A 26,635-nucleotide genomic window follows, 5' to 3' on the forward strand; every position below is an offset into this window, starting at 1 on the left:
CAGCGCATCAAGGGCGAGTTCGCCGACCTGCTCGACCTCGACGAGGACGCCCAGGCCCACGCCGTGCAGGCCGGCTACGTCAACTTCTACCAGGACGACGCGGTCAACCCCTACATCGCCCTCACCGCCCGCGGGCCGTGGATCGTCACCCTGAAGGGCGCGGTGCTGCACGACTCCGGCGGCTACGGCATGCTCGGCTTCGGCCACGCGCCGGCCCGGGTGATCGAGGCGATGGCCAAGCCGCAGGCGATGGCCAACATCATGACCCCGAGCCTGTCGCAACTGCGCCTGACCAAACTGCTGCGCGAGGCGATCGGCCTGGGCCGCGACTGCCCGTACAGCCACTTCATGTGCCTCAACTCCGGCTCCGAGTCGGTCACCCTCGCCGCCCGCATCGCCGATGCCAACGCCAAGGCGATGACCGACGAAGGCGGCAGGCACGCCGGCCACACCACCATCAAGCGGGTGGTGGTCAGGGGCGGCTTCCACGGCCGCACGGACCGCCCGGCGCTGTATTCCAACTCCTCGCGCAAGGCCTACGAGCAGTACCTGGCCAGCTACCGCGGCGAGAACAGCGTGATCGTGATCGAGCCCTACGACATCGACGCCCTGAACAAGGCCTTCGCCGATGCCGATGCCAACGGCTGGTTCATCGAGGCGATGTTCCTGGAGCCGGTGATGGGCGAAGGCGACCCCGGCCGCAGCGTGCCGGTGGACTTCTACAACGCCGCCCGCGCGTTGACCAAGGCGCACGGCGCGCTGCTGCTGGTCGACTCGATCCAGGCCGGCCTGCGCGCCAACGGCGTGCTGTCGATCATCGACTACCCCGGCTTCGAAGGCGTGGAAGCGCCGGACATGGAGACCTACTCCAAGGCGCTCAATGCCGGCCAGTACCCGCTGTCGGTGCTCGCCGTCAACGCGCACGCCGCCAGCGCCTACAAGAAAGGCCTGTACGGCAACACCATGACCACCAACCCGCGCGCGCTCGACACCGCCTGCGCGGTGCTGGAGATGGTCACCCCCGAGTTGCGCGAGAACATCCGAGCCCGCGGCGCCGAGGCGATCCAGAAGCTGGAGGCGCTCAAGGCCGAACTGGGCGGCATGATCACCAAGGTCCAGGGCACCGGCCTGCTGTTCTCGTGCGAGCTGTCGAACGACTTCAAGTGCTTCGGCACCGGTTCGACCGAAGAGTGGCTGCGCGAGCACGGCATCGGCGTGATCCACGGCGGCGCCAACTCGCTGCGCTTCACCCCGACCTTCACCGTCACCAGCGCCGAGATCGACCTGCTGGTCGGCATGGTCGGCCGTGCGCTGCGCGAAGGTCCACGCCTCAAGCAGGCCGCCGTCGCGTAAGCCAACTGCAGCAGGCGTATTTGAAGAAGCCGGGTCAGCCCGGCTTTTTCATGCTCACGCCAAAGCGATCGAAGTGGTCGATTGATTCCCATGAAAACCCTGCAGGTACCTATCGATCCGATCGGGACAATCGAATGGCATATCGACGGTGAGCGGGGCAGACTCTTTGGCAGCACCAAGCTGAACGTCAGATCAGCCTTGGCTCAGACCGGTCACGTGCCAGCACGGACCTGACCCATCGACATGAGGAAGACGACCATGACCAGTTCCGACAACACGTCCAACCGTACGCCCAAGAGCGGATCGACCACCGGTGCCGGCGCGCCTGCCCCGAGCGACCGCAACTCGCTGAGCGTCGGCGCCAACGGCCCGATCCTGCTGCACGACGTCCACTTCCTGGAGCAGATGGCGCACTTCAACCGCGAGAAGGTGCCCGAGCGCCAGCCGCACGCCAAGGGTGCCGGCGCGTTCGGCGTGCTGGAGATTTCCGAAGACGTTTCGGCCTATACGAAGGCGGCGCTGTTCCGGAAGGGCGCGAAGACCGACATGCTGGCGCGCTTCTCCACCGTGGCCGGCGAGTCGGGCAGCCCCGATACCTGGCGCGACGTGCGCGGCTTCTCGCTGAAGTTCTACACCGACGAAGGCAACTACGACCTGGTCGGCAACAACACGCCGGTGTTCTTCCTGCGCGACCCGATGAAGTTCCCGCACTTCATCCGCAGCCAGAAGCGCCTGCCGGATTCGGGCCTGCGTGACAACCACATGCAATGGGACTTCTGGACGTCCAATCCCGAAACCGCACACCAGGTCACCTACGTGATGGGCGAGCGTGGCCTGCCGCGCACCTGGCGCCACATGAACGGCTACGGCTCGCACACCTACATGTGGATCAACGCTGCCGGCGAGAAATTCTGGGTCAAGTACCACTTCCACACCGGGCAGGGCATGGCGTTCTTCAACAACGCCGAAGCCGCCGAGATGGCCGGCCAGGACGCCGATTTCCACCGCCGCGACCTGTTCGACGCGATCGCCCGCGGCGAACATCCCAGCTGGACCCTGTCGGTGCAGGTGATGCCGTACGCGGACGCGAAGAGCTACCGCTTCAACCCGTTCGACCTGACCAAGACCTGGTCGCACAAGGACTATCCGCTGATCAAGGTCGGCACCATGACCCTGAACCGCAACCCGGAGAACTTCTTCGCCCAGATCGAACAGGCCGCGTTCTCGCCGGGCAACACGGTGCCGGGCATCGGCCTGTCACCGGACAAGATGTTGCTCGGCCGCGCGTTCGCCTACGCCGACGCCCAGCGCAACCGCATCGGCACCAACTTCCACCAGTTGCCCGTCAACCAGCCCAAGGTGCCGGTCAGCACCTACCTGTTCGACGGCCAGATGGCCTACCACCACAGCGGCAACGCACCCGTGTACGCACCCAACAGCGGCGGCCGCGGCTGGGCGGATGACACCGGCCCGGTGGCGGATGGCTGGGAGACCGACGGCGAGATGGTCCGCAGCGCCTACACCCTGCACGCGGAGGACGACGACTTCGGCCAGCCCGGCACCCTGGTGCGCGAGGTCTGGAACGACGCCCAGCGCGCGCAGTTCGTCGACCAGGTCGCCGGCAGCCTGCTCGGCGGCGTCCGCAGCCCGGTGCTGGAACGCGCGTTCGAGTACTGGAAGAACGTCGACCCCGCGACCGGCCAGCAGATCGAGGACAAGGTCCGCGCCGGCAGCGCACCGGAACCGGCCGAGGGCATGGGCGAGGGCTGATCGCCGGCCCGCATAGACGCCGGTTCGTGAGACACCCGGCCCCGCTTGCCAGCCATGCGGGGCCGTTTTTTTACCCGGCGCGGCTACGCGCTCACCGCGCACTGGAACACCATCTGGAACACCACCCCGCACGCCAGCCCGGTCGCCGCACCGGCGAGCACGTCCGACGCCTCGTGCCGGCGCAGTACCAGCCGCGACCACGCCACCACCACCGTGGCCGCAAGCAACCCGGCGAACGCCACCGCCTGCGGCCAGGCGATGCACGCCGCGAACATCGCGAACGCGACATGCAAGGAAAGCTTGAGCTGGCCGCGCAGCACGTGACCGACCAGCACGATCACCCCCGACAAGGCGATCACCACGACAACCCCACGATCCGCACCGGCAACCGCACATATCGCCGCAAGTCCCAGCAGCACCCATGAGGCGAACCGGTTGAATTGCGAGCGCTCGTGCGGCTGCGAGGCATCGATATGCGTCCAGCGGCCCGAGCGGATCTGCCGCACACCGTAGATCATCACCACCGCGGCCGCCGCCAGCGTGAGCCCCAACGCCTGCCACACCCGTCCCGGCGGCGGGTCACCCACACCGGTGGCAACGGCAGCGGCGACCAGCATCACCATTACCGGATGGATCAGGATCGACGCCCAGCGCGCGACCCATTCCCTGGCCGGCTTCACGGGGTTGCCGGCGCCGCCTTCCCCGCCTGCAGGCGCGCGCCGATCCGGGTGGCCCACCAGGCCATCGGCAGGTAAGCGACCAGCAGGTCGACCGCGATGAACCAGACCGGTGCCGGAATCATCAAACTGGCGGCCACGCCACCACACAGGAAGATCACGCCGATCGCATGGCCCAGCTTCGCCCTGTGGCTGGCCGCCACCAGGCAGGCGACGAGCGCACCGGCAAACGTGCCGACGGCATGCGCCAGGAACGGCATCACGAAGTGCCGCGGCTCGAAAAGATGGATGCCGCTGGCGAGGCCCTCGGCACTGGTCACGTCCACGCCCGCAGGCGGCGGAATCAACGCCGGACCGAGGGTGACGAGTGCCAGGTTGACGGTACTGCCGACAGCGAACCCGAGGACGACCGCAATCACGTTGCGCAGCAGATGAGGCATGGCGGGTTACCGGCGAGGGAAAGACCAGCGAGCTTACCGCTGCGGATCGCCCTTCGCCCGGTCATCGGCGCGCGCCAGTTGCCAACGCGGTTTCTCCGCCCAGGCCGCCCTGACCGCTTGCCTGACGTATCAACGCGCCTGCTGAGCCGATCGTCCGTCTTCATGCCGAGCTTCGGGCGATCCAGTACGCGTTGGACGTTGTCAGGGATCATCCGGACAACTGCCGTCATCACCGCGAAGGCGCGCGAAGGCGAGGATCCATGGACGTCAAGCCATTGATGGACAACGTCCCTGGACGATCAGACAGGAAACTCCCCGTCCAGGTAATACCAGCGGCCATCCACGCGCGCGAACCGGCTCACCTCGTGCAGCCGCACCGCAGGCGTGCTGCCGACCTTGTAGCGGGCCACGAACTCCACCACCGCGCTGCCGTCACCGGCATCGGCGTGCCGCTTCACGTCCAGCCCCAGCCAGCGCAGATCCGGACTGTCATCCAGGTCGAGCGCAGCCGGACGGGTGTCGGGGTGCCAGGTGGCCAGCAGGTAGTCGCGCAGGCCCAGCACATAGGCGCTGTAGCGCGATCGCATCAACGCCTCGGCGCTGGCGGCCGCGAACCGGCCTTCATGCAGCGGCTGGCAGCAGGCCGCGTAGGCGATGGACGGGTTGCAGGGGCAGGCCTGGGGCATGGAGAAACCAACGGCAACTGGAGCAGACGAGCTTAGCGCCCGGCGCGTCGCCGCATGCAACGGCGAGGTTGCACCTGCTTTCATTGAAGGCCCAGCAAATCGCCGGAGGCACCGGTACCGCCGCCGCAGACAACCAGGCGGCCAGTGACATCGACATGACAGAGACATCGGCCCGGGTAGCCTGTTGCGGCGAAGCCTCGCCCGGACGGCACTGCGTCGGCGCCGCGTCCCAATCCATCAACGGAGTAACCGCCATGGCTGTCACTGTCGACCGGATGCCCCGAAGGGCGCTTCACCCGTTTCATGCATTCCTGCTGGCAGGCGCCGTACCGCTGTTCCTGGGCGCGCTGCTGGGTGACATCACGTATTTCCGCAGTTACCAGATCCAATGGAGCAACTTCGCGTCCTGGCTGATCGCCGGCGCGCTCGTTTTCGCCGGTTTCGCGCTGCTTTGGGCCGTCATCGATCTGTTCCGCGCCGATCATCATCGCGGGCGCCCGCTGATCTACGTCCTGCTCCTGCTGGCGACCTGGGTGCTGGGCTTCCTCAATGCCCTGATCCACGCCAGGGACGCGTGGGGAATCATGCCCACCGCCCTGGTCCTGTCGGTGATCGTTGCCGTGCTGGCGTGTGCGGCGACCTGGGTGGGGTTTTCCAACTTTCGTGTCGGGGGTGCAGCATGAAACGCCTGTTGGTGACCATTGCCATTTCCGCCCTGCTGGGCGCATGCGGCGAGAGCGATCCGGACGCGTCCCAATATGGGGTTGATCCGACCCTTCCGGCCCCGCAGCGCGGGTTGCTGCCCAACATGACCATTGCGAAGCCGGCGCCATGGGGCGACCAGCGGCCGACCGTGCCGCAGGGCTACACGATCACGGCCATCGCCACCGACCTCAATATCCCCCGCCAGACCCTGGTGCTTCCCAACGGCGACATCCTGGTGGCCGAGGGCCGGGGCGGCAACGCGGCAAAACTGAAGCCGAAGGACGTGATCGCCGGTCGTATCAAGGCCCAGGGCAACACCTCGGTCACCAGCGGCAACCGGCTGACCTTGCTGCGCGACCCGGACGGGAATGGCAGTTACAGGGACCGGCGGGTGTTTGCCGAGAACCTCAACGCGCCCTATGGGCTCGCACTGGTCGATGGCAGTCTGTATGTCGCCAACCAGGACGCGCTGGTGCGGTTCGATTACCACGATGGCCAGACCCGGGCCAGCGGTGCGCCGGTCAAGGTCACTGACCTGCCTTCGGCGATCAACCATCACTGGACCAAGGCCCTGACCGCGAGCCCGGATGGACGCTTCCTTTACGTCGGCATCGGCTCCAACAGCAACATCACCGAGCGCGGGATGGACGCCGAGGTCGACCGCGCGATGGTCTGGCAGGTGGACGCCCGGACCGGCGCGCACAAGCCCTACGCCACCGGCCTGCGCAATCCCACCGCGCTCGCCATCCAGCCCGGGACGGACGTGTTGTGGGCAGTGGTGAACGAACGTGATGAGCTCGGACCGAACCTCGTCCCCGACTACCTCACCTCGGTCCGGGAAGGCGGGTTCTACGGCTGGCCGTACAGCTACTGGGGCCAGAACGTCGACTCACGCGTGCGGCCGCAGAATCCGGAAAAGGTGGCTTCCGCCATCGTCCCGGACTACAGCCTGAGTTCGCACGTGGCGGCGCTGGGTCTTGATTTCTCCACGCCCACAATGGGCGCCGGATTCGCCGACGGCGTGTTCATCGGCGAACACGGCAGCTGGAACCGCAAGGAGCCGGTCGGCTACAAAGTGATCTTTGTACCGTTCCGCAACGGCCGCCCTGCCGGCCCGCCGGTCGATTTCGTCTCCGGTTTCCGCGGCGAGGACGGCATGACCCGCGGCCGTCCGGTCGGGGTGACCGTGGACCCGCGCGGCGCACTGATCGTCGCCGACGACCTGGCCAACACCATCTGGCGCGTGGCCCCGGTCCGCTGACAGGTCTTCTAGTCCGCCACCTCCGCCGCCAACGCCTTGCGGTCGCTCAGGCTCTGCCCCTGCGCGTCCTTCCATTCGATCCAGCCGCTGGCGGTGCGGTCGGTCAGGCAGGCGGCGGCGCCGCTGGGGGATTGGAGCAGGTATGTGCTCAACCGCGTTGATTACGCCAACCGGTCTGTCAATCTCGGCTACCGGGCAATGAGTCGCATCGTGGCAACGGCATCGCCTCACGCGCGGTAGCGCTCACTGCGTCGGCCGGGTTTGAGCTCGGGCTGGGGTCCGGCCTGAGATCGTGGCATTGAAGCAGAGGCGCGCAACAAGCTGATGTTCCAGGGGCGGACGGTTGCAGGGGTGGTGTACTCCCTCATACGCGGCGACCTGACGACTGGCCACGCATACACGCCAGCGCCATCATGCGGTTCCAAATTCAAGCGTTGCCCCTCGCACGCAACACCCACGGAGTGGTCACCACATGAGGCACAGCGAACGTCACAGGACACACCGGACCGGCTGGCTTCGTGCCGCCGTGCTCGGGGCGAACGACGGCATCGTTTCCACCGCCAGCCTGGTCCTGGGCGTCGCGGCAGCGGGCGCCGGAACGCGGGACATTCTTGTTGCGGGGGTGGCCGGTCTGATGGCCGGGGCCATGTCCATGGCGGCCGGGGAATATGTCTCGGTCAGCTCGCAGGCGGACACCGAAAGCGCGGACCTGGCCCGGGAGCGCAAGGAGCTGGCGGCGAACCCGGTGCAGGAGCACGAGGAACTGGTCTCCATCTACGTGAAACGGGGGCTGGACCGGGCCCTGGCATCGGACGTGGCGACCCAGCTCATGGCCCACGATGCGCTCGCTGCGCACAGCCGGGACGAACTTGGCATCTCCGACACCCTGGCGGCGAAGCCGGTCCAGGCCGCGATGGCGTCTGCCGGCACTTTTGCGGTGGGCGCTGCACTCCCCCTGCTGATGGTCGGGTTGCTGCCGGCCATCTGGCGGATTTGGGGAGTGGCGGGCAGCTCGCTGATCTTCCTCGCGCTGCTGGGCCTGTTGGCCGCACGGGCGGGCGGCGCGCCGGCGTTTGCGTCCGTAATGCGCGTCACCTTCTGGGGCGCCTTGGCGATGGGATTGACCGCTGGCGTGGGCGCGCTGTTTGGCGTGGCTTCCTGAGGGCCCGTGAGACACGTGCGCGGCGCATGGCGGCCGGGACGGTCGACGCTTGGGCGACGTGAATCGCGAACCTGCGGATGTGGGAGGTGGGGTGACGTACAGGTCGCCACTCACGTCGAATACAAAATCCAAGCCGCGCCATTCACCGTTTTTGTGGGAGCGGCCTCAGCCGCGACTTGGCGCGGAACGTGGAATCGAACTAGCGCCTGCGGCGACGACGGCCAAACAGCGACACCCCGACCACGGCTACCAGCACCAATGCGGCACCCAGCGTCCACGGCCCCAGGTTGCGCTCGGAAACCTGCACATCCTGGGCGACCGACGGCAAGGGGCGCGCGTTGAGGACGGCTTTCTCGGTGCGCGCGGACAGCTGCCACCGGCCATCGCGCAGTTCCACGTGGCCGGCCAGCGGCGGCAGGTGCAGCTCCCGCCAGTAAATGCGCAGATCTCCGATTTTCGGGTCCAGCGGATTGATCGAGCTGCCCAGCCCGTCGCCCTCGGGCTGGAACGTCGCCGCCAGGTTCGCCGGCAGGCGGGTGAAGCCCGGACGGAAATCCTGCCACTGGCCGAGCGCCTTCAGCACCGCCAGATCCAGTGGCTTGCCATCCAGGGTGACGTCGGTGGCCCACCAACGCCGGCTTTCCAGCGGAAACGACAGCGGATTGTCGTGGCCTGGCGCGAAGCCGGAAGCATCCACCAGCGCCGGCTTCCAGACCTGCTCGTAACGGTCGTCGCCATCGCGCTGCCACTGGAACATCTCGACCCGCCGATCCAGCCCGAACTGGCTGGTGCGCACGCCGAAATCACGATCCTCCACGAACCCGCTGAAACTCGGCTCGCCTTGCGGCTGCGGCGGGGCGCCGGTCGGGCTGACGTCGTCACGCGCCAACGCGGACGTTGCCATGCCTGCCAGTACCAGCGCTGCAAGGCCGAGCCGGGCCCTCATGCGGCCAGCGCCCTCGCGTGCAGTTCGGCCACCTCGTGGGTGGTGCCGTACCGGCCCTTCTCGTTGCGGGTGACCTGGGCGAGCGCGCAGCCAGGATCGTGGGTGAAGAACAGGCGCACATTGCGCGCCAGCTTGTCGGCGAGGAAGGCCTTTTTCTCGTCGATCAGCAACTCGGCATTGCGGTCGTAGCCCATCGTGATCGGCACATGCACCCACGGCCGGCCGGGGATCAGGTCGGCGCAGAACACCACGCCACCGTGCGCCTGGCCGTCGACGGTCTCCGGCCCGACGATCTCCGCCAGCATCAGTCCCGGTGTGTGGCCGTTGCTGTAGTGGAAGCGCACCGCGCCGCCGAGGGTCTGTGAGAACTCGCCATCGACCAGTTCGAGGCGTCCGGTCGCCTCCAGCAGCGCCGGCAATTCCGGAATGAAGCTGGCACGGTCGCGGGCGTGCGGCGCGATCGCGCGCTGCCAGTGTTCGCGGCCCACGACGTAATGCGCATTGGGAAACACCAGCCGTGGCGGCCGACCTTCCTCCCACGCCGCGAGCAGGCCGCCGGCATGGTCGAAATGCAGGTGCGAGAGCACCACCACGTCGATGTCCTCGGGTGCGAAGCCGGTGGCGGCAAGCGAGTCGAGCAGCACGTGGCGGTCCTCCACCACGCCGTAGCGCTCGCGCAGTTTCGGCTCGAAGAACGCGCCGATGCCCGACTCGAACAACACCGTCTTGCCGGCCAGCGGACTGGCCAGCAGCGCACGACAGGCCAGATCGACGCGGTTCTGCCCGTCCGGCGGCATCCACTGGCTCCACATCGCCCGCGGCGCATTGCCGAACATCGCCCCGCCGTCGAGCTTCTGGCTGTTGCCCAGCAGCGACCAGAGTTTCATCGTCTACTCCCACGTCCCGCAGCCGTGGCTGCACCGCTGATCATGATGGGCGATCGGGCAAGCGAGGGAAACCGCCAAGCGCGCCAGTCGCCTTGGTTTGGGACGGCGGTTCAGTTGCGGATACGCGTCAGCTCAGGGCGTGTCCAGCACCACATCGGCTTCGCCGACGGGATTGCGTGGGTCGGTGCCGCCCGACAACTCGTCGGTGCGCTTGTCCCAGGCGACGGTCTGCAGGTTGCCCCAGGTGCCTTCGCCGGCGTTGACGGTATGGCCCATCTGGTTGAGCGCCTTGACGGTCGCCGCGTCCAGCGCGCCGGGCTCGGCGGAGATCACGTCGGGCAGCCACTGGTGGTGGATGCGCGGCTCGGCGGCGACCTGTTGGGCGGTCATGCCGGCGTCGTAACCCAGGATGCCGATCAGCACCTCGGTGATGATGCGGCTGCCGCCGGGCGCGCCGAGCACGGCGAGCTGGTCGGGCGATGCGATGTAGGTCGGCGTCATGGAGCTGAGCATGCGCTTGCCGGGTTCCACCGCGTTGGCGGCGAATCCCATCACGCCGAACGCGTTGGGCGTGCCGGGCTTGAGCGCGAAGTCATCCATCTCGTTGTTGAGCAGCACGCCGGTGCCCGGGGCGATCATCCCCGAGCCGTACAGCAGGTTGACGGTCTGGGTCGCCGACACGATGTTGCCGTCGGTGTCGATGATCGAAAAATGGGTGGTCTCGTCGTCTTCCATCGGCACCGGCTGGCCGGACAGCAGGTCGCTCGGGGTCGCCTTGTCGGGGTGGATGGTCGCGCGCAGGCCGGCGGCGTAGTCCGGATCGGTCAGCAGCGCGATCGGCATCTCGACGAAGTCCGGGTCGCCCAGGTAGATGGTGCGGTCGCGGTAGGCGCGGCGCATCGCCTCGACGATCAGGTGGGTGCGCTCGGCATCGTCGAGCTTGGCCAGGTTCCAGGGCTGCAGGATCTGCAGCATTTCCGCCAGCGCGACGCCGCCCGACGACGGTGGCGGCGCGGTGACCACGCGCCAGCCGCGGTAGTCGAATTCGATCGGGGCGCGCTCGCGCACTTCGTACCCGGCCAGGTCCTCGGCGGTCCAGCGGCCGCCCTCCTCCTTCACCGCCGCCAGCAGCTTCCCGGCGACTTCGCCGCGGTAGAAGCCGTCGTGGCCGTGCTCGGCCAGCAGCTCCAGGGTGCGGGCCAGGTCGGGCTGCCTGAGGATCTCGCCGACCTTGGGCGGGTCGCCGTCGGCAAGAAACACCTCGCGCGTGCCGCGGTAGCGTTCCATCACCTTGCCGCGGGTGGCGTAGCCCTTCTCCAGCCGCCCGTAGATCGGGAAACCGTCGCGGGCGATGCGGATCGCCGGTGCCAGCGAGGTCGCCAGCGGCAAGGTGCCGTAGTCGTCCGCCAGATGGACCAGCGCGGCGGGCAAACCGGGAATGCCGGCCGACCACGGACCGTTGGTCGCGCGGTCGCGGTCGAGGTCGCCGTTCTTGTCGAGGTATTCGGCGGGCGTGGCGGACTCCGGCGCGGTCTCGCGCGCATCGATGAACACGTCGCGACCGCTCCTGGCGTCATGCAGCAGGAAGAAGCCGCCGCCGCCGATGCCCGAGCTGATCGGCTCCACCACCGACAGCACCGCCGACACCGCAATGGCCGCGTCGAAGGCGTTGCCGCCCTGGCTGATGATGTCGAAGCCGGCCTGGGTGGCCAGCGAATGCGCGCTGGCGATCGCCGTGCCCGGCGGCGTGAGGGTGGGTGATGCGTTTGCGGCCGCGACATCTGCTGCCTGTCCGGATGTCGCGCAACCGGTAATTGCCAAGGAAAGCGTCGTGGAGACCAGGAAGCCGGCCAGCATCACCTTGCGCATCGCAATTCGCATCACTTACTCCTGCTCTTTCTGCAGCCTCGCCAACTTGGCCAGCAACTGCCCGTGGGTTTCGGGAAAATCGGGATCCGGGTCTATGCATTCCACCGGACAGACGACCACGCATTGCGGCTCGTCGAAGTGGCCCACGCACTGAGTGCAGCGGGCCGGGTCGATCACGTAGATGACTTCGCCCTGCGAGATGGCGTCGTTCGGGCACGCCGGCTCGCAGACGTCGCAGTTGACGCAAAGCTCGTTGATCTTGAGGGACATGGGGTTGGTCGTGCGGGCGGGAACCCGGTTGCGGGTTCCCGCCGCATGCACTCGTCAAATCGGCTGTGTGGTCAGCCGCGGATCACTTGGCTTCGACGAACTGGTAGTTGACGCCGGAGGCTTCCACCGCCGCCTTGACCCGCTCGTTGTCGGCCGCATCGCCGATGAACAGCAAGCGCACGCCCTTCATCGAGCCCGGATCGACCTTGGCGAAGGCACCGACCACGATGTCGGCCATCATCGACGACTCCGGCGAGCCGAACGCCACCAGGTTGCCTTCGACGATGCCGCGCTGCATCGCGATCTCGATCTCCTCCCGCAGCCGCTCGTGTGCGCCTTCGAAGCCTTCGCTGTCGCTGGCGGGCAGGTAGTACAGGTACGGGCTGTTGGTGACGTCGCCCATGTTGCGGGTCACCACCTGGGACAGGTAGCTGCCCCAGGCATTGTCGTCGGTGGTGGTCGGCGCGTTCAGCGGCGCAAGCGCCACGGCGGCGTCTTCGGTGGCGTCTTCCTTGGTCTTGTCACAGGCCGCAAGCAGCGGCAACGAAAGCAGGGCGATCAGGATCAGGCGGGTGGTGGTTTTCATGGAGGTACGTTCCCCTTTCAGTCGGAAATAACGCCGGCATGGGTGCCGACGGTCAAGCGTGGGTGCGTTGCCACTGTGCCTGCAGCGCGTCGGCGACCGCTGGCGGTACGAAGCCGGAGACGTCGCCGCCGAGACGGGCTATCTCGCGGACCAGCGACGAGGAGATGAAGCTGTATTGCTCGGCCGGCGTGAGGAACAGGGTCTCCACGTCCGGGATCAAGTGGCGATTCATGCTCGCCATCTGGAACTCGTATTCGAAATCCGACACCGCGCGCAGGCCGCGCAACAGCACGCCCGCGCCGAGTTTCGCGACGAAGTGGGCCAGCAGCGAGTCGAACCCGCGAACCTCCACATTGGGATGGTGGCCAAGCGCATCGCGGGCCAGTTCGACGCGCAGCGCCAGCGGCAGTGCGGGGCTCTTGGTCGGACTTTCCGCCACACCGACCACGAGCCGCTCGAACAACGGCGCGGCACGATCGACCAGGTCGATATGACCGTTGGTGACGGGGTCGAAGGTGCCGGGATAGACAGCGATGCGGTGGCGGGCCGGGGTCATGGGGCAATGGGCTCGTGAGGGCGGAGGCCCGGGATTTCCGGGTCAGCGCGGAGTGTATCAACCGCAGCCGGGGTGTCGCTGCCCGGGGTCTGCCGCGCGCCTGTAGCGGTCAGTGGCGATGCGCGGTGGCGATACAGGGCGTAGCGCACTTCGCGGGTGTGGCCTTCGCGATGCAGGGACCAGTCCGGCGGCAGAACTACGGATTCGGCCAGTGGCGCCTCCACATACAGCCATGCGCCTTCGGCGAGCAGGGGCAGCAGCGCCGCCAGCACCGGTTCCCACAAGCCGGAAGCGAATGGCGGATCGACAAAGGCGATGTCGAAACCGGCGCGCGGCTGCGTCGGCAACCAGGACAGCGCATCGGCCTGGACCACCGTCGCCGCCTCACCACCGGGCAGCCGCCGGGTAGTTGCCAGCAAGCTCACGGCGAGCCGGGGATCGCGCTCGACCAGTACCGCCGACGCCGCGCCGCGGGAAAGCGCTTCCAGCCCGAGCGCGCCGCTACCGGCGAACACGTCCAGCACGCGCGCGTCGTGCAGGACCGGCATCAGCCAGTTGAACAGGGTTTCACGGACGCGGTCGGAGGTCGGGCGCAAGCCGGGAGCATCGCCCACCGCCAGCTTGCTGCCGCGCCAGCGACCGGCGATCACGCGGACCTGGCCGGGGCCGCGGAGCTTGGCTGGCAGGGGATTTCGGGCGGGTTTCTTCATCGGTCGGAGAAGCAGGCCAGTGCTAGCATGTGCGCCATTCTCGCGCATTCGTGAAACCTCCTGTCGATGGTCAGTTTTTTCCGCCGCAAAAAGCCCGCGACCTCCCCGTCCGAGCGTCGTTACAGCACCGAGGAACTGGCCGCGGCGTTTCCGGATGCGCTGCCGGCGGCAGAATCCGCAACCGTTGAGGCCGAACCTGCCGCTGATGAATTGACCGCGGCGGCACCGGTCGCATCGGCCGTTGCGCAACAAACCATTGCCGCACCGGCCCGCGTTGAGGCTGCCGTTGTCGAACCGGAAGCCAATGCCGGAACGCCGACTCCATCGTTGGAAGCCCGAGCCGCCGCGCCCGTGGCCAGGCACGTGGCGGTGGTGGCTCCGGCCCCGATACCAACACCGGGACCGAAGCCGGAACCGGTCATCGCATCCGCCCCGGCCCCTGCCGATGACCTCTCCGTATCCACGCCCGCATCGACGCCCGCATCGACGCCTTCTGTCGCCACCTCCATCGACAAGCCCGCCGCACTGCCCGGCAAGATGGGCTGGCGCGAGCGCCTGCGCGGCACCGCGCTCGCACGCAGCTTCGGCGGCCTGTTCCACGGCAATCCCAAGCTCGACGACGCGCTGCTGGACGAAATCGAAACCGCGCTGATCATCGCCGACGTCGGCGTGACCGCGACCACCGATCTGGTCGAAGACCTCCGCAAGCGCATGAAGGCGCGCGAGTTCGCCGATGCCAATGCCCTGCTGAAGGCCCTGCGCGCCGACCTGATCGCGCTGCTCGCACCGGTCGCCGTGCCCCTGCGGGTCGACCCCGATGCCAAGCCCTTCGTGATACTTACAGTCGGCGTCAACGGAGTCGGCAAGACCACCACCATCGGCAAGCTGGCCCGCCGCCTCAAGGGCGAAGGACGCTCGCTGATGCTGGCTGCCGGTGACACCTTCCGCGCCGCCGCGGTCGCCCAGTTGCAGTCCTGGGGCGAGCGCAACGGTGTGCCGGTGATCGCCCAGGGGCAGAACGCCGACGCCGCTTCGGTGGCGTTCGATGCCCTGCAGGCGGCCAAGGCGCGCGGCATCCAGGTGCTGATCGCCGACACCGCCGGCCGGCTGCACACCCAGCAGGGCCTGATGGCCGAGCTGGGCAAGATCAAGCGGGTGATCCGCAAGCTCGATGACAACGCACCGCACGAGGTGCTGATGGTGATCGACGGCACCACCGGGCAGAACGCGCTGTCGCAGTTGCGTCAGTTCCATGCCGCGGTCGAGGTGACCGGGCTGGTGGTGACCAAACTGGACGGCACCGCCAAGGGCGGCGTGGTGTTCGCATTGGCACGCGAGTTCGGCATCCCGATCCGTTTTGCCGGCATCGGCGAACGCCCGGAAGACCTGCGTGTCTTCGATGCCGAAGCTTTCGTCGACGCGTTGCTGCCGGAGTCGCTCGGCGCCTAGCGCCGACGGCACGCGCGTGGGCGCCCCACCAGCGCCAAGCGGAGCACCGGACGCGGGCACGCCGGACGCGAGCGTCCGCGTCTGGCGGAAAACCATCGCCAAGGGCGCCGGCGCGTTCCTGCTGCTGATGCTGGCACTGAGCCTGGGCTGGATCAGCCGCCCCAGCCAGGTCGCCGACCTGATCCTCGACCGGGTCGGCAACGCACTCGGCCTGGAAATCACCTCCAGCGGCGCGAGCGAATACCACCTGCGCGGGACGCCGCGGCTGGTCGTGCGCGATCTGGTCGCCCGCCAGCCCGGCGCGGACACCCCGCTGCTGACCGCCGAGCGCGTCTACCTGTCGTTGCCGTGGAAAACCCTGCGCGCGGCCGGCGATGACCTCACCGTGAAGCGGGTGGAACTGGACGCGCCCCGCCTGCATATCGCCGCCCTGCAGCGATGGCTCGACAGCCGTCCGGCCGGCGGGGAGATCCGCATCCCGACGCTCACCGACGGTTTGCAGATCCTGCGCGGCGAGATCATCGGCCCAGCCTGGTCGATCGACCGTCTGGATATCGACCTGGCATCGCTGCACCCCGACCAGCCGCTCGCGGCCCGGCTCGGCGGGCGCTTCCGCATCGATGCCGTCTCGGCCCCGTTCGACCTGCAGTTGGCGCTGACCCGGCCCGCCGCCGACGCCGGCCTGGGTATCGCCGGCATCGCCACGGCGATCGCCTCCGGCTGGCGTCTGCCGATGCAGCTGCAGCTGTCGGGCCGGCTGCACGATGGCGACGACGGCATCGGTCTCGACAAAGCCCAGTTCGGCGCGGAAGGGAGCTGGGTCGGCAGCGCTCCGGGCGACAAGCGTCTGGCATTTGTGCTCGGACTGGGCGGCACCGCCCGCTATCGCGACGGCCGCCTGTCGGTCGCACCGCTGGGTGTGGTCGTGCGCGGAAAAGACGTGATCCCCGGGATTGATGCACGCGGTCGGCTCGATCTGCACGACGCGCTGTCGGCGCACCTTGATGGCGTCATTGCCGCATGGCCCGACGCCTGGCCGGCCTTGCCGTCGCCGCTGGACCAGTCGGATGCGCCGCTGCCATTCGTACTGGACTATGCCGGCCCGGCCAATCTGGACGGCGATATCGCCCTGCAGTTGCAGCGCGATGCGCTCCGCTTCGATGGCCGCTTCCGGTTGCCAGGCATCCTCGATTGGCTCGATCAGCTCGCGTCCGGCACCCCGCTGCCGCCACTGGACGGGAAGTTGACCGCGCCGGTCATCACGATTGCCGGCGCCACCCTGACCGGCGTAGAGATCGAATTCGACGACAGCGACGACGAACCGCCGCAATGACCACTCCGCCGGACCCCTTCGCCGCGCGCCTGCTGGCCTGGTTCGACCACAGCGGCCGCCACGACCTGCCCTGGCAACACCCGCGCACGCCGTACCGCGTGTGGCTGTCGGAAATCATGCTGCAGCAGACCCAGGTCAAGACCGCCGCACCCTATTTCGAGCGCTTCGTGGCCGCGTTGCCGACGCTGGAGGCGCTGGCTGCCGCGCCGCTCGACGACGTCCTCGCGCTGTGGTCGGGGCTGGGCTACTACACCCGCGCCCGCAACCTGCACAGCGCAGCCCAACAGTGCGTCAAGCACCACAACAGCGAGCTGCCACGCGACCTCGATGCACTGGTCGCCCTGCCCGGCATCGGCCGCAGCACCGCCGCGGCGATCCTGTCGCAGGCCTGGGGCGACCGCCACGCGATCCTCGATGGCAACGTCAAGCGGGTGCTCGCGCGCTATCACGGTATCGCTGGCTGGCCGGGCGTCCCGGCAGTGGAAAAGCAGTTGTGGGCCTGCGCCGAAAGCCACCTGCCGCACATCCGGCTGGCCGATTACACCCAGGCGCAGATGGACCTCGGCGCGACCCTGTGCACCCGCAGCAACCCGTCCTGCGTGCTGTGCCCGCTGCAGGCCGACTGCATCGCCCGGATCGAAGGCCGCACCGCCGAACTCCCGACCCGCAAACCCGGCAAGACGCCGCCGCAACGCCACGCCCAGGTGCTGTTGCTGGAAAACACCGACGGCCACGTGCTGTTGCAACAACGCCCACCCGTCGGGATCTGGGCATCGCTGTGGACCCTACCGCAGGCCGACGACGAAACCGCCGCACGCGACTGGTTCGATCGCCACCTGCAGGGCGACTTCGATGCCGGCGAACCGCTGCCGTCGATCGCCCACGCGTTCAGCCACTACAAACTGGACCTGCACCCGCGACGCTGGCGCGACATCGCCCTGCACGATGCGGTGGGCGACAATGGCGACCTGCGCTGGGTCGCTTTGGAGCAATTGGCGACCCTCGGCATTCCCGCACCGATCCGCCGTTTGCTGGAAGCCGGCTGAGCGACCATCCCCCACCACAGACCCGTCCACAAGGAGGGCATCCATGGCCCGCACCGTCTACTGCGAATTCGAGAAACACGAGGCCGAAGGCCTGGATTTCGCCCCCTGGCCCGGCGAGGCCGGCAAACGCGTCTACGCCCATATCGGCAAGCCGGCCTGGGCCAAGTGGCTGGCGCACCAGACCATGCTGATCAACGAAAACCGGCTGTCCCCGATGGACCCAAAGCACCGCGCGTTCCTGCAGGAGCAGATGCTGAAGTTCCTGTTCGAAGGCAAGACCGAGCAGGTCGCCGGCTACGTCCCGCCGGCCGGGGATTGAGGCTCGCTGCGGCGTCCTGCATCGCGCGCCGCACGCTCGTCGCTCTCGACCGCCCTGGTATCCAGCGGCTGGATCTGCTTGATCCGACACGGAATATCGAATCGCTCCCGGTCCAGCACGACCACGCTGTCCATGCCGGCGAACACCGTCCCGCCCTGCCCGCTGAAGCTGATGGCGCGCGCGTAGTCCAGGTTCGGGCAATGCCCGTCAAGCTCCAGCAGGTACGCCTGGTTGCGCCGCGTCCAGACCGTCAGGGCGCTGTCGCCCAGCGGTGTCCAGTTATAGAGAGTGCCGAAGTTGTGGAAACTCCTGACCGGCTCGCCCGCATGGGCCCGGTGGATCTCCAGACGCTGATCGTCCGGAAGCGAAGCACCCGTCGCACAACCCGCCAGCACCAGGGCGGCGGCAAGCATCAAACCGGAGGTTTTCATGAGGGGCTCCAAAAATTCATGGGTGGAAAACATGGCGGATCGGCGCCCGTCATCGAGCACCACGGTTCATGATGCTCCCAGCATCCGGCGACGGCGTACATGCCGCTTTGACGTTCAGCCCACATCCGGCTTGCCAGCCACGCCATCACCCCGCTATCATGCCGCTCCTTCACGGCCAGCCCGTGACATGGCCGGGTAGCTCAGTTGGTAGAGCAGGGGATTGAAAATCCCCGTGTCGGGGGTTCGATTCCCTCCCCGGCCACCATTTTGGTGGCATTCAAGTGATGCATGTCGAACCCTGCAACGGCCTGGCCGATGCGGGGTTTTTCGTTTCTGGCGGCCGGCTTGTTGTGCCGTCGCCTCCGCGCTCCAACCCACACCATGCGCCGTAGTATCCTCGGCTGTCCCCAATACGGAGCAGGCGGCATGACCGGCAAGCGTTGGATGCGGTGGGCAAGTTGGGCGCTGTGCGCGTTGTTGCTGGCCGCCTGTGCCAGTGGTCCGGCACGGCGGGTATCCGAGCCGACGGCGCGGATCCAGCAGTTGACGGTGCTGGCCGATGGCAACTGGTCGACGGAATTGCGGATCGAGAACTTCAGCAGCATTCCGATGCGGTTCGACTCGGTGCAGTTCGCGCTTTCGGTCGACGGCCAGGACGCCGGCACGCTCGCGGCACAGCCGGCTTTGACGATCGGCCCCGAGTCCGCCGACGTGATCACGATGACCTTGTCGCCCTCGGTGGCGGCAAAGCTGGCAGTCGCCGATGCGCTCGCCCGCAAGCGCGGGCTGGACTACACGCTCGAGGGCACCGTCGCGGCGACACCCGATGAACAGCGCCAGCGCGAATACAAGCTCAAGCGCAGCAGCGCGCTGAGTCCGACCCCCGGCCTGCCCGGAGTGCTTCGCTGAGCCATTCGCTGGAATCGCCTGGCGACTCCCGCCCGCCCCATCCGCCTGCCAACTTCCGTCTGATCCGAGGTCTTCGATGAGCCAGTACAAAGTCCCCCTTCGCGACATGCAGTTCGTCCTGTTCGATGTGCTTGATGGCGAGGCCGAGTTCCAGCGGCTCGGTTTCACCGACGCCACCCGCGATCTGCTGGATGCCGTGCTGGAGGAAAGCGCGCGGTTCGCGGAGAACGTGCTCGCACCGCTCAACGAAGTCGGTGATCGCGAGGGCTGCACTTTCGACAAGGCGACCGGCAAGGTCACCACGCCGGCCGGCTTCAAGCAGGCCTACGAGCAGTACGTGGACGGCGGCTGGACCGGGCTGGTGTCGTCGGTCGAGTTCGGTGGCCAGGGCCTGCCGCAGGCGGCCGGGTTCCCGCAGAAGGAAATGATCGATGCCGCCAACCTGGCCTGGGGCAACTTTCCGCTGCTCTCGCACGGTGCCACCGAGGCGCTGCTGCACCACGGCGAGGACTGGCAGCGCGAGGTGTTCCTGAAGCCGTTGGTCGAAGGTCGCTGGACCGGCACGATGTGCCTGACCGAACCGCACTGCGGCACCGATCTGGGTCTGCTGAAGACCCGCGCGGAACCGAACGAAGATGGCAGTTACGCGATCACCGGCACCAAGATCTTCATCACCGCCGGCGACCACGATCTGACCGACAACATCATCCATCTGGTGCTGGCGCGGTTGCCGGAAGCACCGGCCGGCAGCAAGGGCATCTCGTTGTTCGTGGTGCCCAAGGTCCGCGTTGCCCGCGACGGTTCCATCGGCGAGGCCAACGCGGTGCGCTGCGGAAGCATCGAGCACAAGATGGGCATCCACGGCTCCGCCACCTGCGTGATGAACTTCGACGGCGCGCAGGGCTATCTGGTCGGCCAGCCGCACAAGGGGATGGTCGGCATGTTCACCATGATGAATGCCGCCCGGCTCGCCGTCGGTCTGCAGGGCCTGGGCCTGTCGGACCGTGCGTTCCAGAATGCGCTGGCCTATTCGCGCGACCGCCTGCAGATGCGCGCGCTGTCGGGCCCGAAGTTCCCCGACAAGCCGGCCGATCCGATCATCGTCCACCCCGACGTGCGCCGCATGCTGCTGACCTGCAAGGCACTGATCGAGGGCGGCCGGGCGATGAGTTATCACGCCGGGTTACAGATCGACGTCTCCCACAACGCGCCCGATGAAAACGAACGCGAGCAGGCCGATGCGCTGGTCGGCTTCATGACCCCGATCGTCAAGGCCTGCCTGACCGAATGGGGCGTGGAGTGCACCTACCACGCGGTGCAGTGCTACGGCGGCCACGGCTACATCGCCGAGAACGGCGTGGAGCAACTGGCCCGCGATGCGCGCATCACCACCTTGTACGAAGGCACTACCGGCATCCAGGCGCTGGACCTGCTGGGACGCAAGATCCTCCAGCTGCAGGGCGCGGGCTTCAAGGTGATGCTGGGCATGATCGAGCAGTTCTGCGCCGACAATGCCGGCAACACCGCCGTCGCCGGGTTCATCGCGCCGCTGCGGGCGACGGCGGCGCAGTGGCAGCAACTCACGATGCAGATCGGCAAGCGCGCAGCGGCCAATCCCGAGGAGATCGGCGCGGCCGCCTACGACTACCTGATGTATTCGGGCTACGTCGCCCTCGCCTACTGGTGGGCGCGCAGCGTCGCCGCCAGCGAAGCGTCCGCGCAGCCGGACTCGTTCAAGGCCGGCAAACGCGAGACCGCGAAGTTCTACTTCGCCCGTATCCTGCCGCGCACCCTGGGCCACGCGGCGGCGATCGAAAGTGGCAGCGACCCGCTGATGACGCTGGAAGCGGAGCAGTTCGACACCTGACGCCCACATCCCCAATGCATCTGCCTGGACCTGGGCAGACAAATCGGTGCAAATCGGGTATATGCTCGATTTCTTATGGAGACCGACACAGCGACACTCCGCCTGGTCCATCCTGGAACCCGCGCCGGGTCCATCACCCGGCCGGAACCGGACCACCCTCCGGCTTGCTCGAAGATCGACCCGCGCCATGCAATGGAGCGCCTCAACGCCGTCCGTCTGCTGTCGCTCGACGCGCACGGCCGGGTCCTCGACTGGATGAACTGGCAACAGGCCGCCTGCCTGTATGCCCGCGGCGCGGTCGCCTGGACGCTGGGCGATCCCTGCCTGGCCGTCCACGGCGGCATCAACCGGCGCAGCGGCCAACTCAGCCTGCTCGAACTGCACCCGATCGTCGCCGCGCGGGGCCATGCCCGCGCCCGCGCGATCAATCCCACTCCCGTGCTGACCAACGCCGCGCTGTTCGCCCGCGACGCCCACCTGTGCCTGTATTGCGGCGGGGAGTTCCATCGCCCGCAACTGACCCGCGACCATGTGCTGCCGGTTTCCCGCGGCGGTCGTGACATCTGGGAAAACGTGGTCGCCGCCTGTTTTCATTGCAACTCGCGCAAGGGCAACCGCACTCCGCAGCAGGCCAACATGCCATTGCTCGCCGTGCCCTATCGGCCCAGCTGGATCGAGCACCTGATCCTGTCCAACCGAAACATCCTCGCCGACCAGATGGCCTTTCTGAAAAGCCAGTTGCCGAAGAAGCACGCCCGGACGCCAATCTGAATATTGCCCTGGGTCACAGCAGCCACGGGCATCGAAAGAAAATTGCCAAATAACGCGGAATTGCGACGATCTGCGCGCATTGACGACCGCGACAGGCTCCGCAACACTGCCTGATTGGAAAACCTTGGACTCGACATGGCTCTCACGCTTGGCCTGACCGGCATGGATCCGGCAACGGAAGCCTCTTTGAAAGCCGCATTCGCCGACGCCAACCAGCGCACCGGCGGCGCGTGGCAATTGCTGCCCGACACCCAGGCCGAACACGTCGTGGTCGACATGGACAGCATGTACGGCCCGATGAGCTGGCTGCGCCTGCATGCCGCCGGCAAGACCGTGATCGGCCTGACCTCGGCGCCGCGCACGCAGGCCGACTTCCGCCTTGCGCAGCCTTTCGACGCCCATTCCCTGCACCAGATGCTGGAGCAGCTCGCACCCTCCACCGCCGCAACTCCGGCACCGGTCGATACCGCTCCGCAGGCCGCCACCCCGGCTGGCCTGTCGCCCGCCCCGCAGCCACAGGACCAGTTGCCCGAAGAGCAGCCGCAACGCGTGGATGAGGAAGTTGCTGCCCTGGCGCCCACTGAAGAAGTGTCCGCGCGCCGCGAACCGCCCAGCGCCGCGGCCGCCCAGATCGTGCCGACCGCGCCGAGCATGCAGCCACACACGCCACCGCCCGCCATCGCCGAAGCGCGCACGCTGGGCGACTGGCTTGCCGCCGGCAAGGTCTCCGGGCAGGTGAAGTTCGAGCGCGATGGCACCGCGCTGTTGATCGATACCGAACAACGCCAGTACTTCGGCCCCGCCGGCCTGAAACCGCTGGCGACCCACGTCTGCAGCGAGGTCAGTGCCGCCGACTTCGTGCCGGTGGCCGACTGGAGCGCGCAGATCGCCAAACACGAGGCGCAGCCGTTGTCGCGACTGGTATGGCTGGGCGGCCTGCTTTCCAGCCCCGGCCAGCTGTTGCCCGGGTTCGATCCGGAAGCGCGCTACCAACTGGTGAAATGGCCGCAGACCGAACGGGAATACCCCAAGCATTTCCGCATCGCCACGGTGATGATGAAAGGCCCGGCAACACTGGCCGAGATCGCCCAGGCCAGCGGCGTGCCGCTCACCGACGTCACCGACTTCGTCAACGCCAACCTCGCCACCGGCTTTGCCGATATCGAGCATCTGCCGGAACCCGAAGCCGAGCCGCGCAAGTCCGGCGGGCTGTTCGGCCGCCTGCGCGGTCGCTGAACCGCAACCGGGCCGGTCCGCCTTGCCCCGCCCCGGTCCGGGCGGGACAATGTCGTATTCGCCGTCCGACACCGTATTGATGATCGATCCGCAACGCTACCCCCGCCTTTCCCGCATCGATGTGCCCGCCGACCTGCGCCAGTTTCCCGCCGAGGAGCTGCCGGCCATCGCCGCGGAGTTGCGTGCGTACCTGATCGAACAGGTCGCGCAATCGGGCGGTCATTTCGGCGCGGGCCTGGGCGTGATCGAGCTGACGGTGGCGCTGCACTGGCTGTACGACACCCCGACCGATCGCCTGGTCTGGGATGTCGGCCACCAGACCTACCCGCACAAGATCCTCACCGGGCGTCGCGACCGGATCCACACGGTCAAACAGAAGGACGGCGTCGCCCCATTCCCCAAGCGCGACGAATCCGAGTACGACACCTTCGGCGTCGGCCACAGCTCGACCAGCATTTCGGCCGCGCTCGGAATGGCCATCGCACTGCAACGCACCGGTGACGAACGCAAGGTCATCGCGGTGATCGGCGATGGCGCCATCACGGCCGGCATGGCCTTCGAAGCGCTGGCGCACGGCGGCGGCATGGGCGAGCAGCCCGGCGGCATCGAGCCCAACCTGCTGGTGATCCTCAACGACAACCAGATGTCGATCTCCGAGAACGTCGGCGGCGTGACCCGCATGCTCGGCCGGCTGACCGGCAGCCGCACCCTCAACGCCCTGCGCGAAGGCGGCAAGAAGCTGCTGGGCGACAAGCACCGGCCGGCGGCGAAGTTCGTCAAGCGCTGGGAAGAACAATGGAAGGGGATGTTCGTGCCCTCGACAATGTTCGAGGAGCTCGGCTTCCACTACACCGGCCCGATCGACGGCCACGACATGGATGCGCTGGTCGGCACGCTGAAGACCCTGCAGGGCATGAAGGGCCCGCAGCTGCTGCACATCATCACCACCAAGGGCAAGGGCTACGAGCGCGCGGAAGGCGACCAGATCGGCTACCACGCGGTCGGCCCGTTCAACCCCGACCTGGGCATGGTCAGCAAGACCGGCGCAAAGAAGCCGACCTACACCGACGTGTTCGGCGACTGGATCTGCGACATGGCCGCCGCCGACGAACAGCTGATGGGGATCACCCCGGCGATGCGCGAAGGCTCCGGCCTGGTGCGCTTCAGCAAGCAATACCCGCAGCGCTACTTCGACGTCGCCATCGCCGAGCAGCACGCGGTGACCCTCGCCGCCGGCATGGCCTGCGAAGGCGCCAAGCCGGTGGTCGCGATCTATTCAACCTTCCTGCAGCGCGGCTACGACCAGCTGGTGCACGACGTCGCGGTGCAGGAGCTGGACGTGCTGTTCGCGATCGACCGCGGCGGCGTGGTCGGTCCCGATGGTGCGACCCACGCGGGCAACCTCGACCTGAGCTACCTGCGCTGCGTACCGAACATGGTCGTGATGGCTCCGGCGGACGAGAATGAATGCCGGCAGATGCTGTCCACCGGCTTCCGCTTCCAGGGCCCGGCGGCGGTGCGTTATCCGCGCGGCACCGGTCCCGGGGTCGAGGTGCAGGGCAGCCTGGACCTGCTGCCGATCGGCAAGGCGCAGTTGCGCCGCCACGGAGCGAACGTCGCACTGCTCGCCTTTGGCGCGCTGGTCCCGGCGGCCGAACAGGTCGGCGAGGCACTGGACCTGACTGTGGTCAACATGCGTTTCGTCAAACCGCTGGACCGCACGCTGCTGCTGGAACTGACAAAAACCCACGAGGGCTTCGTGACGCTGGAAGACAACGTTGTCGCCGGTGGCGCGGGCAGCGGCGTGGCGGAGCTGCTGGCGGCCGAAGGCCTCACGATGCCGATGCTGCATCTCGGCCTGCCCGATGCCTTCCAGCACCACGCCAGCCGCGAGGAGCTGCTGGCCGAAGCCGGCCTGGACGCCGACGGCATCCGCGCCGCGGTGCTGCGACGCTGGCCGCAACTGGGCGCATCGCCGACGCGCAGCGCGGCGGTCTGAGCGCACGCGTCAGACCAGGCCGGCGTGGGCGTCTCCGCGGACATCGGCGACCATGCCCAACGGCAGGATGCGGCCTGGCCAGGCGCGGCATTCAATCGCGGGCGCGCCCAGTCACGGTTGGCCGCGATCGTGGTCGATACCGGAACCAGCTGCCGCGTCGACCTCGACCTCACCGCCCGCATCGAGCCGGCCGGGCTCCTCCACCGCGTAGCCTTTTTCCCGCAATACCGCCGGCAGATCCCCGCCCAGCAGGTCGGCGACCGGCATCGTCGCGAAGCTCACCGCGTTGGTCTTGAGCGCCGCATCCACCGCATCGAACCATTGCTTCCGGCTGACCGCCTCGCCGTCATCGAGCCCCAGCGACTTCGCCATCTCGGTGCCGGTGAATGCACGAAGGCAAACCAGCGGTTCGCGCGCCTTCAACAGACGTGAAAGCGCCGGCAGGTCACCCACGGCCCAGGCATTGGCCCGCTCCGCGGCATGCAGGACGTCCGCATCGAGATGATCGAGCATGCTGCGGAAACAGGCGATATCGTCCATCTCCGCCTTGACGAAGGCCTTCGCGGCCGAGCGGGGATTCTTGATCTCGGCGCGCACGGACGTCGGGGTGCGCTTGATCCGGTGCTGCTTGGCCAGCTGCGACAAGCGCGTGCCGACTCCGCTGCCGTATTGCAGCCCGGCCTGCTTCAGCGCCGCGTCGTAAAGCTCGCCAGCGGCAAAAAACGGCCGCATCTTTTCCACGCCCTTGTCGCGCCCCAGGTACAGCGGCTTCAGGCGCTCCCAACGGCTGTAGAGATCCGCCGGCAGCACGTCCCGCAGAGTCGCGCCATCGGGGTTGTTGCGCGCCTTGAGCAGGGTCGGCAGCGAGAAAACGGCCTTGAACATGCTCCCCGCCCCCATCGAGACGACGATGCCGGGTGGCCCGATGATCTCGCTCGCCTGCGCCAGCACCTGCTCGGCCTGCGGGGAGTACCAATCCAGCTTGCGCGGCACCGGCGACACCGTGCCCAGGATCCACAACACGTTGTCGCCATGACTGACCTTCCACAGGCCCGGCCCCGAGTGCCGGCCGGACACCAGTACCGGCGCGGCGTCGATGATGTCGCCACCTTCAATGACCAGTTGCGACTCGTCCGGCGGCACGAGCTGACCGTCCGGCGCGCCCACCGGATTACCGGAAACGGACGACGGACCGCTCGCCCAAACCGGTGCAACTGCCAGAAACAACCCCAGGAAAAAGATCATTGCGCGCATACGGAACTCCTTTTCGATGACCGCCAAGTAGAACACCAAACCAGCCCACAAACGTCTGCCTGCATGAGCAGCGACATGGGAGAGTCGCGATATCGTCCCACCGCCTGGGAAGGGTTCGCACCGACCGGCCGGGTGGAAGGGCG

The 26,635-nt window shown here is 67.6% G+C and carries 26 protein-coding genes, 1 tRNA gene and 1 pseudogene; 15 read left to right on the top strand and 13 right to left on the bottom strand.

Annotated features, from left to right (window positions below; genetic code table 11):
• Window positions 1–15 precede the first annotated feature (15 nt).
• Window positions 16–1,353, top strand: a pseudogene (locus N792_RS11255) (aminotransferase class III-fold pyridoxal phosphate-dependent enzyme); the annotation flags it as partial.
• Window positions 1,354–1,611: 258 nt separating this feature from the next.
• Window positions 1,612–3,123: a catalase gene (locus tag N792_RS11260; RefSeq protein ID WP_036195256.1), complete on the top strand. Its 1,512-nt coding sequence runs from the start codon at window positions 1,612–1,614 to the stop codon at window positions 3,121–3,123.
• Between the two features lie 83 nt (window positions 3,124–3,206).
• On the opposite strand, the gene N792_RS11265 is transcribed toward N792_RS11260, so the two are convergent.
• From N792_RS11265 to N792_RS11275, 3 genes are all read right to left on the bottom strand, one after another.
• Entirely contained in the window at window positions 3,207–3,803 is a 597-nt protein-coding gene (locus N792_RS11265) for a phosphatase PAP2 family protein (protein ID WP_156969397.1), read from the bottom strand.
• On the bottom strand, window positions 3,800–4,240 hold the full coding sequence (locus N792_RS11270) for a hypothetical protein (protein WP_036195260.1): 441 nt from the start codon (window positions 4,238–4,240) through the stop codon (window positions 3,800–3,802). The genes N792_RS11265 and N792_RS11270 overlap by 4 nt, the downstream gene beginning before the upstream one ends.
• A 299-nt stretch (window positions 4,241–4,539) precedes the next feature.
• Window positions 4,540–4,926, bottom strand: a complete 387-nt coding sequence (locus N792_RS11275; protein WP_036195262.1) for a YchJ family protein — start codon at window positions 4,924–4,926, stop codon at window positions 4,540–4,542.
• 254 nt (window positions 4,927–5,180) lie between these two features.
• Between N792_RS11275 and N792_RS11280 the strand changes: the two genes are divergently transcribed.
• Both N792_RS11280 and N792_RS11285 read left to right on the top strand, forming a co-directional pair.
• Entirely contained in the window at window positions 5,181–5,609 is a 429-nt protein-coding gene (locus N792_RS11280) for a DUF2231 domain-containing protein (RefSeq protein ID WP_036195264.1), read from the top strand.
• Window positions 5,606–6,892, top strand: coding sequence for a PQQ-dependent sugar dehydrogenase (locus tag N792_RS11285; protein WP_036195266.1), 1,287 nt, complete (start codon window positions 5,606–5,608; stop codon window positions 6,890–6,892). The genes N792_RS11280 and N792_RS11285 overlap by 4 nt, the downstream gene beginning before the upstream one ends.
• Window positions 6,893–6,900: 8 nt before the next feature.
• On the opposite strand, the gene N792_RS13855 is transcribed toward N792_RS11285, so the two are convergent.
• Window positions 6,901–7,044: a DUF4357 domain-containing protein gene (locus N792_RS13855; RefSeq protein ID WP_084105750.1), complete on the bottom strand. Its 144-nt coding sequence runs from the start codon at window positions 7,042–7,044 to the stop codon at window positions 6,901–6,903.
• Window positions 7,045–7,364: 320 nt separating this feature from the next.
• Here N792_RS13855 and N792_RS11290 point away from each other — a divergent pair, with 320 nt between their 5' ends.
• Window positions 7,365–8,054, top strand: a complete 690-nt coding sequence (locus tag N792_RS11290; RefSeq protein ID WP_036195268.1) for a VIT1/CCC1 transporter family protein — start codon at window positions 7,365–7,367, stop codon at window positions 8,052–8,054.
• Between the two features lie 199 nt (window positions 8,055–8,253).
• Here N792_RS11290 and N792_RS13530 read toward each other — a convergent pair whose 3' ends face one another.
• The 7 genes from N792_RS13530 to rsmD form a co-directional block, all read right to left on the bottom strand.
• Window positions 8,254–9,000 (bottom strand): TMEM43 family protein, encoded by a 747-nt coding sequence (locus tag N792_RS13530; protein ID WP_156969398.1) that lies wholly within the window; start codon window positions 8,998–9,000, stop codon window positions 8,254–8,256.
• On the bottom strand, window positions 8,997–9,887 hold the full coding sequence (locus tag N792_RS11300; protein ID WP_036195271.1) for an MBL fold metallo-hydrolase: 891 nt from the start codon (window positions 9,885–9,887) through the stop codon (window positions 8,997–8,999). Before N792_RS11300 ends, N792_RS13530 begins: the two co-directional genes overlap by 4 nt.
• A 132-nt stretch (window positions 9,888–10,019) precedes the next feature.
• Window positions 10,020–11,768 carry a gamma-glutamyltransferase gene (gene ggt, locus N792_RS11305; RefSeq protein ID WP_036195274.1) on the bottom strand — a complete coding sequence of 583 codons (1,749 nt, stop codon included), beginning with the start codon at window positions 11,766–11,768 and terminating at the stop codon, window positions 10,020–10,022.
• 3 nt (window positions 11,769–11,771) lie between these two features.
• A complete protein-coding gene (locus N792_RS11310; protein ID WP_036195277.1) occupies window positions 11,772–12,026 on the bottom strand; it encodes a YfhL family 4Fe-4S dicluster ferredoxin in 255 nt (84 codons plus the stop codon).
• 82 nt (window positions 12,027–12,108) lie between these two features.
• Entirely contained in the window at window positions 12,109–12,612 is a 504-nt protein-coding gene (locus tag N792_RS11315) for a hypothetical protein (protein WP_036195280.1), read from the bottom strand.
• Window positions 12,613–12,664: 52 nt separating this feature from the next.
• Window positions 12,665–13,168 (bottom strand): pantetheine-phosphate adenylyltransferase, encoded by a 504-nt coding sequence (gene coaD / locus N792_RS11320; protein ID WP_036195283.1) that lies wholly within the window; start codon window positions 13,166–13,168, stop codon window positions 12,665–12,667.
• Window positions 13,165–13,878 carry a 16S rRNA (guanine(966)-N(2))-methyltransferase RsmD gene (rsmD, locus tag N792_RS11325; RefSeq protein ID WP_084105752.1) on the bottom strand — a complete coding sequence of 238 codons (714 nt, stop codon included), beginning with the start codon at window positions 13,876–13,878 and terminating at the stop codon, window positions 13,165–13,167. The genes coaD and rsmD overlap by 4 nt, the downstream gene beginning before the upstream one ends.
• 66 nt (window positions 13,879–13,944) lie before the next feature.
• On the opposite strand from rsmD, the gene ftsY reads away from it, so the two are divergent.
• From ftsY to N792_RS11345, 4 genes are read left to right on the top strand one after another with little or no spacing between them, the layout of a single operon-like run.
• Window positions 13,945–15,327, top strand: coding sequence for a signal recognition particle-docking protein FtsY (gene ftsY, locus N792_RS11330; protein WP_036195286.1), 1,383 nt, complete (start codon window positions 13,945–13,947; stop codon window positions 15,325–15,327).
• Between the two features lie 16 nt (window positions 15,328–15,343).
• Window positions 15,344–16,660 (top strand): AsmA family protein, encoded by a 1,317-nt coding sequence (locus N792_RS11335; protein ID WP_036195289.1) that lies wholly within the window; start codon window positions 15,344–15,346, stop codon window positions 16,658–16,660.
• A complete protein-coding gene (mutY, locus tag N792_RS11340) occupies window positions 16,657–17,706 on the top strand; it encodes an A/G-specific adenine glycosylase (RefSeq protein ID WP_036195291.1) in 1,050 nt (349 codons plus the stop codon). The genes N792_RS11335 and mutY overlap by 4 nt, the downstream gene beginning before the upstream one ends.
• Before the next feature lie 43 nt (window positions 17,707–17,749).
• Window positions 17,750–18,025 carry an oxidative damage protection protein gene (locus tag N792_RS11345; RefSeq protein ID WP_036195294.1) on the top strand — a complete coding sequence of 92 codons (276 nt, stop codon included), beginning with the start codon at window positions 17,750–17,752 and terminating at the stop codon, window positions 18,023–18,025.
• Here N792_RS11345 and N792_RS11350 read toward each other — a convergent pair.
• A complete protein-coding gene (locus N792_RS11350) occupies window positions 18,001–18,456 on the bottom strand; it encodes a DUF6491 family protein (RefSeq protein ID WP_224743855.1) in 456 nt (151 codons plus the stop codon). The two genes, N792_RS11345 and N792_RS11350, sit on opposite strands and share 25 nt — an antisense overlap.
• A gap of 189 nt (window positions 18,457–18,645) precedes the next feature.
• On the opposite strand from N792_RS11350, the gene N792_RS11355 reads away from it, so the two are divergent.
• From N792_RS11355 to dxs, 6 genes are all read left to right on the top strand, one after another.
• Window positions 18,646–18,721, top strand: a tRNA-Phe gene (locus N792_RS11355).
• Between the two features lie 161 nt (window positions 18,722–18,882).
• On the top strand, window positions 18,883–19,365 hold the full coding sequence (locus N792_RS11360; protein WP_224743856.1) for an LEA/WHy family protein: 483 nt from the start codon (window positions 18,883–18,885) through the stop codon (window positions 19,363–19,365).
• Window positions 19,366–19,441: 76 nt separating this feature from the next.
• Window positions 19,442–21,232: an acyl-CoA dehydrogenase C-terminal domain-containing protein gene (locus N792_RS11365; RefSeq protein ID WP_036195297.1), complete on the top strand. Its 1,791-nt coding sequence runs from the start codon at window positions 19,442–19,444 to the stop codon at window positions 21,230–21,232.
• Between the two features lie 75 nt (window positions 21,233–21,307).
• On the top strand, window positions 21,308–22,003 hold the full coding sequence (locus N792_RS11370; RefSeq protein WP_036195301.1) for an HNH endonuclease: 696 nt from the start codon (window positions 21,308–21,310) through the stop codon (window positions 22,001–22,003).
• Window positions 22,004–22,138: 135 nt separating this feature from the next.
• A complete protein-coding gene (locus N792_RS11375; protein WP_036195303.1) occupies window positions 22,139–23,239 on the top strand; it encodes a hypothetical protein in 1,101 nt (366 codons plus the stop codon).
• A gap of 79 nt (window positions 23,240–23,318) precedes the next feature.
• Window positions 23,319–25,238 carry a 1-deoxy-D-xylulose-5-phosphate synthase gene (gene dxs / locus N792_RS11380; RefSeq protein WP_036195521.1) on the top strand — a complete coding sequence of 640 codons (1,920 nt, stop codon included), beginning with the start codon at window positions 23,319–23,321 and terminating at the stop codon, window positions 25,236–25,238.
• 111 nt (window positions 25,239–25,349) lie between these two features.
• On the opposite strand, the gene N792_RS11385 is transcribed toward dxs, so the two are convergent.
• Window positions 25,350–26,492, bottom strand: coding sequence for a TraB/GumN family protein (locus N792_RS11385; protein ID WP_156969400.1), 1,143 nt, complete (start codon window positions 26,490–26,492; stop codon window positions 25,350–25,352).
• Between the last annotated feature and the right edge of the window lie 143 nt (window positions 26,493–26,635).

It is taken from the genome of Lysobacter concretionis Ko07 = DSM 16239 (assembly GCF_000768345.1).
GTDB lineage: Bacteria > Pseudomonadota > Gammaproteobacteria > Xanthomonadales > Xanthomonadaceae > Novilysobacter > Novilysobacter concretionis.

What these genes read in the sequence shown, in the direction of transcription:
- N792_RS11280 (WP_036195264.1), top strand. Translation starts at nt 5,181, where the DNA reads ATGGCTGTCACTGTCGACCGGATGCCCCGAAGGGCGCTTCACCCGTTT.
- N792_RS11350 (WP_224743855.1), bottom strand. Translation starts at nt 18,456, where the DNA reads ATGAAAACCTCCGGTTTGATGCTTGCCGCCGCCCTGGTGCTGGCGGGT.
- N792_RS13530 (WP_156969398.1), bottom strand. Translation starts at nt 9,000, where the DNA reads ATGAGGGCCCGGCTCGGCCTTGCAGCGCTGGTACTGGCAGGCATGGCA.
- N792_RS11315 (WP_036195280.1), bottom strand. Translation starts at nt 12,612, where the DNA reads ATGAAAACCACCACCCGCCTGATCCTGATCGCCCTGCTTTCGTTGCCG.
- mutY (WP_036195291.1), top strand. Translation starts at nt 16,657, where the DNA reads ATGACCACTCCGCCGGACCCCTTCGCCGCGCGCCTGCTGGCCTGGTTC.
- ggt (WP_036195274.1), bottom strand. Translation starts at nt 11,768, where the DNA reads ATGCGAATTGCGATGCGCAAGGTGATGCTGGCCGGCTTCCTGGTCTCC.
- N792_RS11260 (WP_036195256.1), top strand. Translation starts at nt 1,612, where the DNA reads ATGACCAGTTCCGACAACACGTCCAACCGTACGCCCAAGAGCGGATCG.
- N792_RS11345 (WP_036195294.1), top strand. Translation starts at nt 17,750, where the DNA reads ATGGCCCGCACCGTCTACTGCGAATTCGAGAAACACGAGGCCGAAGGC.
- N792_RS11360 (WP_224743856.1), top strand. Translation starts at nt 18,883, where the DNA reads ATGACCGGCAAGCGTTGGATGCGGTGGGCAAGTTGGGCGCTGTGCGCG.
- N792_RS11375 (WP_036195303.1), top strand. Translation starts at nt 22,139, where the DNA reads ATGGCTCTCACGCTTGGCCTGACCGGCATGGATCCGGCAACGGAAGCC.
- coaD (WP_036195283.1), bottom strand. Translation starts at nt 13,168, where the DNA reads ATGACCCCGGCCCGCCACCGCATCGCTGTCTATCCCGGCACCTTCGAC.
- N792_RS11385 (WP_156969400.1), bottom strand. Translation starts at nt 26,492, where the DNA reads ATGCGCGCAATGATCTTTTTCCTGGGGTTGTTTCTGGCAGTTGCACCG.
- N792_RS11365 (WP_036195297.1), top strand. Translation starts at nt 19,442, where the DNA reads ATGAGCCAGTACAAAGTCCCCCTTCGCGACATGCAGTTCGTCCTGTTC.
- N792_RS11275 (WP_036195262.1), bottom strand. Translation starts at nt 4,926, where the DNA reads ATGCCCCAGGCCTGCCCCTGCAACCCGTCCATCGCCTACGCGGCCTGC.
- N792_RS11370 (WP_036195301.1), top strand. Translation starts at nt 21,308, where the DNA reads ATGGAGACCGACACAGCGACACTCCGCCTGGTCCATCCTGGAACCCGC.
- ftsY (WP_036195286.1), top strand. Translation starts at nt 13,945, where the DNA reads ATGGTCAGTTTTTTCCGCCGCAAAAAGCCCGCGACCTCCCCGTCCGAG.
- N792_RS11270 (WP_036195260.1), bottom strand. Translation starts at nt 4,240, where the DNA reads ATGCCTCATCTGCTGCGCAACGTGATTGCGGTCGTCCTCGGGTTCGCT.
- N792_RS11285 (WP_036195266.1), top strand. Translation starts at nt 5,606, where the DNA reads ATGAAACGCCTGTTGGTGACCATTGCCATTTCCGCCCTGCTGGGCGCA.
- N792_RS11300 (WP_036195271.1), bottom strand. Translation starts at nt 9,887, where the DNA reads ATGAAACTCTGGTCGCTGCTGGGCAACAGCCAGAAGCTCGACGGCGGG.
- N792_RS11290 (WP_036195268.1), top strand. Translation starts at nt 7,365, where the DNA reads ATGAGGCACAGCGAACGTCACAGGACACACCGGACCGGCTGGCTTCGT.
- rsmD (WP_084105752.1), bottom strand. Translation starts at nt 13,878, where the DNA reads ATGAAGAAACCCGCCCGAAATCCCCTGCCAGCCAAGCTCCGCGGCCCC.
- N792_RS11310 (WP_036195277.1), bottom strand. Translation starts at nt 12,026, where the DNA reads ATGTCCCTCAAGATCAACGAGCTTTGCGTCAACTGCGACGTCTGCGAG.
- dxs (WP_036195521.1), top strand. Translation starts at nt 23,319, where the DNA reads ATGATCGATCCGCAACGCTACCCCCGCCTTTCCCGCATCGATGTGCCC.